The sequence below is a fragment of the Spirulina sp. CS-785/01 genome, from assembly GCF_028330525.1.
Taxonomy (GTDB): domain Bacteria; phylum Cyanobacteriota; class Cyanobacteriia; order Cyanobacteriales; family Spirulinaceae; genus JAQMSD01.
This window is the reverse complement of sequence record NZ_JAQMSD010000260.1, coordinates 1-12,255: the sequence shown is the minus strand read 5'-3', so window position 1 is coordinate 12,255 and position 12,255 is coordinate 1. Positions and strand designations below refer to the sequence as shown.

Annotated in this window: 13 protein-coding genes; 7 read left to right on the top strand and 6 right to left on the bottom strand. The window is 45.6% G+C overall.

Annotated features, from left to right (window positions below; all coding sequences use genetic code 11):
- Positions 1-81 precede the first annotated feature (81 nt).
- Positions 82-918 (bottom strand): tetratricopeptide repeat protein, encoded by an 837-nt coding sequence (locus PN462_RS17080; protein ID WP_272130030.1) that lies wholly within the window; start codon positions 916-918, stop codon positions 82-84.
- A gap of 416 nt (positions 919-1,334) precedes the next feature.
- Between PN462_RS17080 and PN462_RS17075 the strand changes: the two genes are divergently transcribed.
- A complete protein-coding gene (locus tag PN462_RS17075) occupies positions 1,335-2,882 on the top strand; it encodes a bifunctional aminoglycoside phosphotransferase/ATP-binding protein (protein WP_272130029.1) in 1,548 nt (515 codons plus the stop codon).
- 119 nt (positions 2,883-3,001) lie between these two features.
- Positions 3,002-5,497 carry a glucosylglycerol hydrolase gene (gene gghA, locus PN462_RS17070; RefSeq protein WP_443029201.1) on the top strand — a complete coding sequence of 832 codons (2,496 nt, stop codon included), beginning with the start codon at positions 3,002-3,004 and terminating at the stop codon, positions 5,495-5,497.
- 103 nt (positions 5,498-5,600) lie between these two features.
- On the opposite strand, the gene PN462_RS17065 is transcribed toward gghA, so the two are convergent.
- Positions 5,601-6,533, bottom strand: coding sequence for an SGNH/GDSL hydrolase family protein (locus tag PN462_RS17065; RefSeq protein ID WP_272130027.1), 933 nt, complete (start codon positions 6,531-6,533; stop codon positions 5,601-5,603).
- 127 nt (positions 6,534-6,660) lie between these two features.
- Here PN462_RS17065 and PN462_RS17060 point away from each other — a divergent pair, with 127 nt between their 5' ends.
- From PN462_RS17060 to PN462_RS17040, 5 genes are all read left to right on the top strand, one after another.
- Positions 6,661-6,798, top strand: coding sequence for a hypothetical protein (locus tag PN462_RS17060; protein ID WP_272130026.1), 138 nt, complete (start codon positions 6,661-6,663; stop codon positions 6,796-6,798).
- A 122-nt stretch (positions 6,799-6,920) separates the two neighbouring features.
- Positions 6,921-8,027 (top strand): hemolysin family protein, encoded by a 1,107-nt coding sequence (locus PN462_RS17055; protein ID WP_272130025.1) that lies wholly within the window; start codon positions 6,921-6,923, stop codon positions 8,025-8,027.
- Positions 8,028-8,149: 122 nt separating this feature from the next.
- Complete coding sequence (locus PN462_RS17050) at positions 8,150-9,274, top strand: GNAT family N-acetyltransferase (RefSeq protein ID WP_272130024.1); 1,125 nt, start codon at positions 8,150-8,152, stop codon at positions 9,272-9,274.
- Between the two features lie 174 nt (positions 9,275-9,448).
- Entirely contained in the window at positions 9,449-9,874 is a 426-nt protein-coding gene (locus PN462_RS17045; protein WP_272130023.1) for a hypothetical protein, read from the top strand.
- Between the two features lie 61 nt (positions 9,875-9,935).
- The gene (locus PN462_RS17040; protein WP_272130022.1) at positions 9,936-10,592 is read left to right on the top strand and encodes an HAD-IB family phosphatase; all 657 of its coding nucleotides are present in this window, start codon (positions 9,936-9,938) and stop codon (positions 10,590-10,592) included.
- Here the strand turns inward: PN462_RS17040 and sodX are convergent.
- From sodX to PN462_RS17020, 4 genes are all read right to left on the bottom strand, one after another.
- Entirely contained in the window at positions 10,589-10,933 is a 345-nt protein-coding gene (gene sodX / locus PN462_RS17035; protein ID WP_272130021.1) for a nickel-type superoxide dismutase maturation protease, read from the bottom strand. The two genes, PN462_RS17040 and sodX, sit on opposite strands and share 4 nt — an antisense overlap.
- Positions 10,934-11,020: 87 nt before the next feature.
- Entirely contained in the window at positions 11,021-11,494 is a 474-nt protein-coding gene (gene sodN / locus PN462_RS17030; RefSeq protein WP_272130020.1) for a superoxide dismutase, Ni, read from the bottom strand.
- Between the two features lie 292 nt (positions 11,495-11,786).
- On the bottom strand, positions 11,787-12,029 hold the full coding sequence (locus PN462_RS17025) for a hypothetical protein (RefSeq protein ID WP_272130019.1): 243 nt from the start codon (positions 12,027-12,029) through the stop codon (positions 11,787-11,789).
- A 26-nt stretch (positions 12,030-12,055) separates the two neighbouring features.
- Positions 12,056-12,255: hypothetical protein (locus PN462_RS17020; RefSeq protein ID WP_272130018.1), on the bottom strand; the 200-nt coding region annotated here is incomplete at its 5' end.

Here is a 12,255-nt window from a genome sequence, read left to right as displayed (position 1 = left end):
TTTCCCAACTAAAATCTTATGTCGAGAAACAGAATACTCCTGATTGACAATTTTCGGACATCGAATCCTCAAATTGTCGGGCTATCCTTCCCGACGCTCACCCTGTCGGATAGAGCGCGGGGCTGTCGCCCCTAGCTCATAAACTTCTCCCAGTCTGAGGTTGATGCTGGCGTTTTCTGGGTCTAAGTTTAAGGCTTGCAGATACCGCTTTTCAGCTTGGGAGAGATTGCCCATATGATAGTTTTCTTGGCCTTTCTCTTTTAACCATCCAGGCATTTGGTAATAAGCCGCCCCGGAGATCAGCAAGAGGACTAAGGACGCACTAAAAGTGGCTTCACTATACAAGTAGTCGGGAATTCCCAGATTTCTTAATAAGTTTTGCACGCGCTCTTGCCCTTTGGAGGTTAAACTACTTTGGGCAAGGACGATTAAACCTGTCCCTTGGGCAATCCCGGCAAAGGATTGTTGCCAAGTGATTCCTCCCCCTACGGCTAAGGACCGAAAGATGGTGATAAAGAGACTGGCAGTAATGGCTAAACAACCTGCGGAGAGTAAGTTCCACAGCCAATCCATCCGATCCCATTGATTAACCTTTTTTCGGGTTTGAAAAAACCACCACCACGCGGAATCATCGGGTTTGACCGATTTTCGCCAGTCGGGTAAATTCCCACAACGGGCAATGACTCGCGCTTGCTTGTTTAAGCGATCATCGAGTTTAATTAAGGTCTCGACTTGTTGAGTCTCTGCATCGGTGATACCTTCTAAGGTGCTTTTGACTTCATCCCGGGCCAATAACACCTCTAAGATTTCTGATTCTGAAGGTTGAGGGGATTTTTTCTCCACAGAATCTAAGGCGTGGCTGTAACGATCAATCGCACTTTGTAACTCAGAGGTAGGAGATACTTGTGATTTAGTCATGGTAGATGCCTTGTTTAAGACACAAGGTTACAGAGGATAAAAAAGCAGGGACAAACAATAGTCCAGTTAAGGGGAGATTATAGTATAAGTAGTCCTGAAGGTGCAAGTCTTTTTAGCTAGTTGGCATGATGGTTTCCTCAAGGTATTTTAAGGGGTTAATTATTAACAATATTTTTCTCCTTCTGGAGTTTTGCGGAGTTGAGGCTTGTTTAGGCTAATTTTCTCTAGATATATTGGAAGGGTTGCGAGCATTTAGCCTCAATTTCAGGTTTCAATGAAGGGAATTTCTTTCCGGTTTAGGGTAATTAAAACAATTCTTGGCTTGGGGGATTAGGATTTTAATTTATTAGCAAATTTTGTTAAACTTAAATTATTCCCTAGCATCTATTTTTTACAAGCAAATCAGAGGAGTCAAGATGGCAGATTCTAAAGCTCGTTTAATCCAAGGAATGCAAAATGCTTCGTTTTATTCTCATCCTGTCCAAGAGCCGATTCAAATGGTACAAACCCATGCGTCTTATGTGTTTTTAACAGGTCAGTATGCTTATAAGGTGAAAAAGTCGGTGGATTTTGGCTTTTTTGATTATTCGACTTTAGAAAAGCGTCACCACTTTTTACAAGAAGAATTAAGATTGAATTCGGTGATTGCTCCGGATATTTATATCGAAGTTTTACCTATTTTTGAAGCGGGCAATGAGTTTAGTTTAGAGGGAGACGAGTCTCCGGTGGAGTACAGTCTAAAAATGCGGCAATTTCCCCAAGCTTGTCTCCTCAGTGAAATGTATAAAAAAGGGACGCTAAACTCTGACTATATGCGAGAGTTAGGGGAAGTTGTTGCTCAGTTTCACCAACAAGCGAAGCAGAGTCCAGAGATTCAAAGTTATGGCACAATTAACGCCATTAAACCCGCCTTTGATGAGAATTATCAGCAGACAGAAAAATATATTGGAGAATTCTATGATATGCCAGTGCAAACTCAACAGCAATATCAGGAAACTAAACAATTTACAGATTCATTTTTTAGCACAAAAATAGATTTATTGCAAGACCGAAAAGAGGGAAATTTTATTCGGGAATGTCATGGAGACTTACACCTAAAAAATATTTGTTATTGGCAGAATAAAATCCAACTGTTTGACCGAATTGAATTTAATAAAGCCTTTCGCTTTGTGGATGTTATGTACGACGTAGCCTTTGCCGTCATGGACTTAGATGCGAAAGACTGTCCAGCCTTGGGAAATGTCTTTTTAAACACCTATTTGGAGCATACGGGGGATTGGGAAGGGGTGCAAGTTTTACCCCTCTATTTAAGTCGTCAAGCCTACGTGAGAGCGAAAGTCACGTCCTTTTTACTAGATGATGCTCAAGTGCCGGACAGTGAGAAACAAAAGGCCGCCCAAACCGCCCAACAGTATTATCATTTGGCTTATAGTTATACCCAACGAAACCCGGGTAAACTGTATGTGATGTGCGGGATTTCGGGGACTGGGAAAAGCGTAGTTGGGGGTGCGATCGCGCAACAAACCCAGGCCATTCACATCCGTACCGATGCCGTCCGTAAACATTTAGCCGGAATTGGCCTCAAGGAAAAAGGAAATCCCGATATTTATCGTCCCGAAATGAGCCAAGCCACCTATGCAAGACTGGCAGAACTCGGTAAACTATTAGTCGAGCAAGGATTTACCGTCGTCTTAGATGGAAAATATGACCGTCTCACTTGGCGGACTCCTCTCCTAGAGTACGCTCAAAGTACCGGGACTCCCGTGCGATTTGTTCATTGTACTGCACCGATGGGGGTATTGCGCGATCGCTTGCAAACTCGCCAAGGAGACATCTCCGACGCAACCACCGACCTCCTCACCCAGCAACAAAACCAGGCCGAAGCCTTCCAAGATCGTGAAAAACCCTATACCGTAACAGTAGATACCTCAAAACCGTGGGATGTTGATTCCTTGCTCTCTTAACTCCTGACTCTCAGGAAAAATTAGTAAAAACTTCAACATCCCCCCGTTAAACCAGGCAAAAGTTAGCCAAAATAAACAACAGAAGACCGAAAATTGCAGTCAACTCAGAAGTTAGCGTGATCACAACAGCAGTTAAACCCTCGATCTCACTGGTAGAAGATGCCACCCAAGAACTAATCGACTGGGTGCATGAAATCGAACATTCCCAGTTAACCGTCTTTGAAAAATCCCAAGAAGTAGCCACCAAACTAGGGGCCCATTACCGCAAAGACGGATTAGTCGAAATTGGCTTTTGGACCCCCCGTCTGATCGCCCAAGTGATGCGGAAACTAGAAATTTATCTAGAAGTCCTCACCCCCATTGATACCATAGATGCCCACGCCACCGCCCAAACCGTCAGATTTCGGCGCGATCGCATCAACCTAGTTCAAGACGGCGAATTTCACTGGGGAGTCGTCGAAGGAATGCGGCCCGGCACTCGTGAACAATTCGGCTCATTTTACTGGCTACGCTACGTCGATCAAAACGACGAACTACAAGCCATCCGCGACCCCCTGGCCATCTCCCTCCCCTACGGAGTCTTTGCACCCGCAGAACTGTACGACCTAGACAGCCTACAAGCCAACCGGGAAGACTTAGACTATATTCGGCGCACCAGTGCCTCCGTCTTACCAGGAGACGAACCCATCAAACTGGCCTCCGGCAAAACCCGCATTCCCCGCGTCCGGGCCCCCCACAATATCCTACAAATTCATATCGGGGCTGCCTCCAAAGAAAACAGCTTCGCCGGCCTCAACAAAATTTATCAAAAAATCTCCCACAAACTCGACAACGACGAACCCCTAACCCCCGCCGAAGAAAACTTCATCGGCTACGATGCCGTACAATTCCTCCCCACTGAACCCCCCATCGAATATCGGGATGAATACAGTCCCGAAAGTGAATTCTTCTCCTTCGTCTCCGAAGAAGACGACGAAACCATCACCATCGAACTCTCCAAACCCCACACCCAAGACTGGGGCTATGATGTCCCCATTTTAGGCTCAAGTGCCACCAATCCCGCCCTCTTATCCAGTTTGCGGCCCGATGAAGTCATTGACTTAATCAGCACCCTGCACAACTTTTCCACCGGCCCCATTCAAGTCATCTATGATTTAGTTTACGGCCACGCCGACAACCAATCGGAACTCCTCCTGTCTCGCCAATTCCTGAAAGGACCCAATATGTACGGACAGGACTTAAACCACCAATTCCCCATGGTGCGGGCCATTTTCCTCGAAATGCAGCGTCGGAAAATTAACACCGGGGCCGATGGCATTCGCGTGGACGGTGGCCAAGATTTTCGCTTCTTTAACCCCCTCAGTGGCAAGGTAGAGTATGATGACTCCTACCTGATGGCCATGGGGGATTTAGTCCAAGAAATTGAAGGGTGTCAACGGTTACTCTTTACCATTTATGAAGATGGCCGGCCCTGGCCCCAAGAGGGGTGGGAGGAAATTTCCACCTATCGAGAGTTAATTGAATTAAAACCAGAGTCCTATCAATGGGGGCCATTAATCTTTGCCCATAATACCCCCACCTTAAAAGGCTTTTGGGAGAAAAAATGGCGCAGGGTGTGTGAAGTGATGTACTCCGGAGACCATTGGATCACCGGATGTGCTAACCATGATACCGTGCGACGGGGCAACCAAGTGGACACCAAAGCCGATATTAACTGGAACTTGGGGAAAAATTTGGCCGAAGTCCTCAAGAATGCCTATGATAACCCGGCAGTTACCTTGTGGGTCTATGGGTTTATGCCAGGTTTACCCATGGACTTTATCAATGCAACAATGCGGGCCCCTTGGATGTTTTTCCGGAATACCGATGAACGGTATGGGGTGAAGGTGGTATCTGAAGAAATTGGCTTTCTGCATTGGCAAATTACGTCCGAGATGTATAAACATCGCAAAGCCTTTAGTCGCTTAAAGTTACTGGGGTTTAAGTATCTCAGCGAGTTGCGGGAGTTTGGCCGCATTCTGCAAGAGGTGATGATGCAGAAAGATTACAATATCTCTGAGGTGGTGAAAGCCATCCGCATTTGCATGGATGAACCCAACAGTGAATATTGCGAAATTCCCGAAGTGAAAGGGTTAAGGCGGTCTGGGATGTTACGCTTCTTGAGTAAGTTAGATTTAGACCGTCTCAAGGCATTTGCTCGCTTGTTTATGGAGGATTGTTTTGATGTCTGTAATGTGTCCCATTATGGCAAAGACCTGAATCCGGTGCAGGTGAAGTATAATCTGAATCTACGACGTTTCCGCCATAAGCATTATTGGTTACATCACAATTTGTCGGGGATTGACCGTTTTAATAAGATTAGTGATGAGAAGAAAACGATCTTTTATGGGGTACGCAGTAACCCAGAGGATGATGCGGAGCGAATTGCTATGGTGACGCACATGGGGGGTGATCCCGCTACAATTAATTTGGGGGAATGGTTGCAGTTAGATTTGTCAGAATGGCAGGTTGCAATTGCCTCCCCAGGGGTTGAGATCGACAATTTGGAGGAATTCCAGTTAACCGACTCTCAGGGGGTGTTATTAACTCTCCTTCCTACTGAAGATGAGGATTAGTTGATAAGTTGTTGTTTGGGAACAAGGGAACAGGGAATAGGGAACTCCGGAACAGGGAATAGTTGGTTCTTTGTTCTCCCCCATCTCCCCCATCTCCCCCATCTCAACTCTCAACTTTCCGAATAGCATCGGCTAAAACCTCGCTGACAAGCTGGTTTCCCGATGGACTGAGATGGATATGATCGCGGAATAACTGGTCGGGGGATTCGGTATTTTGAAAAATGGGTAAACAGTCAATATAGGGGATATTCCGTTGTTGACAAAATTCCTGTAACCGTTGTCTGGCTTTGATTTCGTAATCCCTTGAACCGGGTTCACCGATTTCTCGGAATAGGGGGGTTAACGCTAGAATAAATTGGGCTTGCTGTTGTTGGGCAAACTCCTGCATTTCTGCCAAGGCAGCCAGATTTTTTCCCACGCGATCGCCTCCTTCCTGGTGAATCGCTTTTAACTCCGGAATCTTCTGAGAAGGGGCAAGATAACGCTGATATAGCTCCATAAGGGCTAAAATAGGTTTTTGGTCAGGATAGGTGCGATCGCGTCCCACAGGCAGCGCAGTGGGCGGTGTGCCGAACAAATCATCGGTATTAATCAACACCACCAACACCTGCGACTCAAACAGGCCAAACCGTCGTAAATAGGCCGCCTCATTACGAGGATTCCAGGAATTAGCCGAAGCATTTAACACCTGTACCCACGTTAACCCCTGTTGCTCTAACCGTTGCTTCATTAACTGGGAAATAATCTCCCCTTGATCCGTCCACCATCCCCCATTGGCCACCGAATCCCCAATTAAAAAGACCCGGAATTCCCCCGGTTGACGAGACGGAGACACCGTTTCCCCCCGCATTGAATATTCATTAATCTCAATACGGTTGCCCATCCGTCGCACTGTTTGCCCCGGTTTGAGCAAATAACCGATCTCCTCATCCCCCAGATATAACGGCGGATTCCCAAACCCAAAGACTCCTCGCAAAGCGAATTCTAGTAGAATTACGCCGACTAGAACAATTGCTGCGATCGCAAACCAACCCATCCTGTCGCCCCCAACTGCAACTCAACCATCATAGCCGAATTGTTAAAATCAGAAAACGGGACGTGATCCCCCCAAGAAAGCTCTAAAATTGAGTGGTGAGTTGTGAGTTAATTAGGAAAACAGAACCATGTCAGACTTAAATCGCGGCATCATGAAATTTAAAAATGCCGATAAACCCTCCGTTATCTTTCTTTCATCCATCCTCGTCCTAGGGAGTATTATCGCCCTTATCGTCTGGGCCCTATCCACCGCCTATGCCATATAACCGAGTAACCGTCCCAAACTCCCCCCGTCCAACTGGGTAAAGACGACCCACCCTCACGGAGTCTCAGCCATCCTAGAGACTGGAGTTTTTGACCCATAGTCCTTATTGTTTGAACAACGATTTTGTCTTCTCTACCCTCACCTCTCCTAGCAGTCGCTCAAGCAAGTCCTCTCCTCGGTTCAATCTGGGTCGATATTGGAGCGGCCTTGTTTATGGTCTTCCTCTCTGGCTGTTTTTCCGGGTCAGAAACCGCCATCACGGCCCTAGATGACCTGAAACTCCGAGGACTCATCAAACAACAGGGCGACCCCGAAGGAATCTTCCGTCTTGTCCTACAACGACGGGCCCGATTTATCACCACCTTATTGCTAGGAAATAATCTGGTCAATATTTTTCTTACAGTATTGACCAGTAATTTATTTGCCATGTGGTTAGGGAATGCAGGGTTAGGCATTGCCACAGGAGTGATCACCATTGTGGTGTTAATTTTTGGGGAAATTACCCCCAAATCCCTCGCCATTCTCAACGCTATGCCCCTGTTTAAATTGGTCGTGCGGCCAATTTATTGGTTATCCAAAATTTTCTCCTTTTTTGGGTTAATTTATGTTTTTGAACAGATTACCCAACGGATGATCTACATGGTTCAGTCCAGACAAAATAAAGGCAGTCCAGAAGGGGAATCTCTCAGCGATTTACAATTAATGATTGAAGTCTTAGGGGGGAAAGGGAAGCTCGACTATTACAAACATGACTTACTCAATAAAGCCTTAATGCTAGATGAAGTCATGGCGAAAGATGTAGTCAAACCGCGCATTGATATGCGAACCTTATCCCATGAAGCCAGTTTACAAGACTTACTCAATCTGTGTTTAACAACGGGATATTCTCGGATTCCTATTCAAGAGGAGTCTAAGGATCAAATTGTGGGCATTGTCCACCTCAAACAAGCCTTACAACATTTACGAGGTTTACCGGAAGAAAAACGCTCTCAAGTGTTAGTCAGTGAGGTAATGGATGCGCCTGTTTACGTCCCCGAAACCAAACGCATTTCTAGTTTACTCCGAGAAATGCTACAACAACGCCTCCATATTGTTATTGTAGTAGATGAATATGGGGGAACAGTTGGGTTATTAACCTTAGAAGATATTTTAGAAGAATTAGTCGGAGAAATCTACGATGAAAGTGATTTTCCCCGGCCTCCTGCCCGTAAGAAGACAATCGGGCAATAAGTTTAGTGATTTGTTGTTTTTTGTTTTTGGTTTGTTCTTGATTCTTTATTCTTCCTCATATTCCCCATCTTCCAACTATCAATTATTAACTATAAACTACTAACTATCAACTATAACCTCCTATGGCCTTAACCATAAAACCCGTCACCACATCCCAAGAATTAGAGCAATTTTTAGATATGCCAAAATTGGTGTATCAAGATGATCCTAACTGGGTGCAACCCCTTCGTAGTAGCGAAAAACAATTATTGAGTCCAGATCATGCGTTTCGCAGTTATGGGGAATTACAACCGTTTCTCGCTTGGCGAGATAATCAGGCTGTAGGTCGCATTGTGGCCGCCGTCAATCACCGTTTAATTGAGCGAGAAGGCAAGAATGTGGGGGTGTTTGGCTTTTTTGAGGTGATCGAGGAGTTTGAGGTGGCTGAGAGGCTTTTACAGGTGGCTTGTGATTGGTTGCGCGATCGCAAAATGACCTTGGCCAGAGGACCCATTAACCTCTCCACCCACAACAGTTGTCTCTTTCTCGTCGATGGGTTTGACAGTCCCCCCGTAATGATGATGCCCTATAATCCCCCCTATTATACCCAATTCCTCGAAAAAGCAGGCTGGCAAAAAGCCAAAGATGCCTATGCCTACTATTTTCCCATTGATTTAGTCCTAGAGCCAAAATTTGAAAAAGCCTATCGCATCGCCACAAAATCCGGTGTCACTTTTCGCCCCATTCGCACCAAAGGGGAAGGGTTTAAACAAGATTGTCGGGCATTATATAACCTTTTTACCACCGCATTTACCAATAATTGGAGTTCCAGTGCGCGAAGTGAAGAAGACTTCTTAGAAGAAGCCGAAGAATTAAAAAGTGTAGTTGATCCCGAAGTCTTTCCCATTGCCGAAGATCAAGGAAAAATGGTCGGTTTCTTCATGGGATTACCCGATTATAACATGGTCTTTAAACATTTAAATGGGAAATTAAATTGGCTAGGAATAATAAAATTTTTATGGTATCGGCGACAAATTAACCGGGGGCGCGTTTTAGCCATTTGTTCCCTCCCCGAATACCGACGAAAAATGGTTGCCCTTGCCTTAGTTTACGTCGCCTTCCAAGCCGGAATTAAAAAAGGGAAACCTTACAAATGGGCAGAATTATCCTATGTCTGGGAAGACAACATGGCCTCTCGAAAAATCATTGAAGCCTCCGGCGCAAAAATTTATAAAACCTATCGAATGTATGAACATACTTTAGGGTAGATTATTGGTTATTGGTTGTTAGTTATTGGTTGTTCGTTGTTGGTTGTTTGATGATAAAAACCCAAAGCATAGTCTCAAAAAAACATTACAAGCGAAACCGGATTCTGTATAATGAAGCGTGAGGTCAGTTTCCCTTGAATCTTATTCGTAAACCTTATTGTCAAGACATCAACAATGGACTCTCAAGACAGAGAATACGAGTTTAACAAAAATAGAGAATATGAGTTTAGTCAGTCCCAAAACTCTCTCATCGAAGACTTAGCCAACAAAATGCGCTTTGTGGCTTATTTTTTAATAGCCATTAGTATTTTAGCCATTTTGGGCGGATTAATCACCATTCTAGAGTCTGGATTAGCAACAATCATGCAAGGCGTTGTACAATTATTCGTGGGAATTTGGACACTTAATGCCGCCAGTGCATTTCGGCGCATTGTCACCACAGAAGGCAGTGATATTGAAAACTTAATGGGGGCATTAGGGGAATTACGCAAGCTGTATCGGTTGCAGTATTGGTTACTCGTCATCACCCTAGTTGCCATAGTAATTATTGTCCTTGCCTTCGTCGTTTTTGGAATTATTTTAGGGGTAACGAGTAGCTAACAGGGTGAATCGCCTTGCGGTACAATAATTCCGTTTAACGTACTGTAGGAGATCAGAACAATTGACTCAAGTAGCCACGAAACCCACCGTTTTTTGTGATTTTGATGGGACCATTACCGCAGTAGAAACCTTTGCGGGAATGATGAAAACCTTTGCCCCGCAACTGTGTGCTGAATTATTGCCCCAGTTATACGAAAAAAAAATCACCTTACGGGAAGGAGTGCGACAAATTTTAGAGTCCATTCCTTCCTCTCAGTATGAGGCCGCCATTGCCTTTGGGGATGATAAACCCATTCGCCCCGGTTTACCGGAATTGATCGACTTTTTGGATCATCACAACATCCCCTTTCATGTAGTGTCTGGGGGACTCAAAGGCATGGTAGAACGGGTATTACAGCGAGAAAACCTACTCCAACGAGTCGCCTCTGTCACGGCCATCGAAGTGGACCCCCGTCAAGACAAAATCATTGTCCCCCCGCAACGGTTTGAAGGAGACACCGAATTAGTGGCCAAAGTGAAAGTCATTCAACACCACACCGACGGGGAAACCATAGCCATTGGGGATTCTCTGACGGATGTGAACATGGCTTTTTATGTAGATAGGATATTTGCCCGCGATCGCCTCGTCAAATACCTAGAAACCGAAAACAAACCCTATCTCCCCTGGAATGACTTCCGAGACATCCACCACACCCTACAACAACAATGGGACACCTAAGCAAACCGACAAGTCACCCGGCCTAAAATCAACCCCGGAGAAACCCCGCCAAACTGACGGCTATCCGTACTCGCCGCCAAATTTTCCCCCAGCAAAAAACAATCCCCATTCTCCTGTATCCACTTCACCCGCTTAATCAGTTGTAACTCCCGTTTCTGGGGGTGTCGAGCAATCACCAAATCCCCCACTTGGGGGGAACACCTTTTATAGGCCCGAAAATCCACCAACACCTCCTCCCCCGGTTGCAGAAGCGGCAACATCGACTCCCCCATCACCCGAAACCGTCGTCGTTGACGAAACACCCAGAGTAAAAACTCCCGCCAGTTTGTATCAGCCAACATTTCTCTCCCCCTTACCCAAAAAATAGGAATTGGGTAAACACCCAATCCCTCAAGATTTTTCGTCTTGTCTATCTTAGACCTAGCTAACTAGCTGGCTTTGTACCAAGGTACATTGCGATCTTTGCTTTCCCAGAACATATTGTGGATTTTCTCAACCGCCGCCATTAACTCATTAGCGTGTTCGAGACTCACTTCTACCTTAGACGCAGAGCAGAGTTTCGCCGCTTTCCAGAACGTATCGTGAAGATCGGGATATTTCTCCAAATGAACGGGCTTAAAGTAGTCAGTCCAGAGGATCAACAACTCATCTTTAGTGATCTGAGCTTGTTCTTCCTTAATTTGGACATAGCGAGAAAAAGTGTTGTGATACTTAACCACAGCGTCTTTATCACTGGGGTTAGGAACTTCTAAGTCCAGCAGCTTCTTAGTCATAGATACCACAGCTTCTGCGGCGATGCGAGCAGAGGAGGGATCATACACCCCACAAGGCCCATCACAGTGAGCAGATACGGTTTCTGCGGGAAACCGGGTTTTCAGGGTAGAAATCAATGTTTTAAACATAAGGTCTTGCTCGTAATCTCTCAATTTTTTCATGGAGGGTCGATATCAGGATAAAGCGATGATTTTTATCCCCCCCTCCCCCATATAGCTTAGTGGGATTGGGGACTGACCTGCAAGGGAAAACTAGGGAATCCCTACTTTCGGTAGAGTTTGCCGCCTTTCTTTGGGGAGAGAAACGGGTTTCAATGAACAATGAACTTGAGTGGTGCTTGACTTCTCACCGTCGGGAGTTTAGCCTTTTGGGGAGTCTTGTTCGGGAGCAGGTTGCCTGAAACTTGTTTCTGACTATCGCTCAGTTCAGTTTCTCTATCCCCACATAGACTAATCCCCCCACCAGTACCCCGCAAAAGAACCAGACATTGAGTTTCAGTTCAGCCCACCAGTCTCTTGCCCATTCTCCTCGGAGACAGGAGATAATATCAGGAATGAACGAAAAGCGCACACATTCCCAAAACCCATCTCCATCACCAAAAAAGGGTTTAAATAGAAGGATCAGAACCAGAATTCCGGCAAGAATGCCACAGATTTCAGCCACATCTATACCTCCACACTATCAATGCTTTAACGATTAATATGGACTTCGGTATCGAAAGCCACTAATAAATCCTGAAACGCTCTATGGGTGGGCATTGCCCACCCAGCCCTGTCAAGGTGAGAAATTGTAGAACGAGACACCGTTGTTTCAGACACTTGTGAGAGACATTTTCTCCCCCTCTCCCAAGGTTGGGAGAGGGGGTTGGGGGGTGAGGGCGACTCCAAAC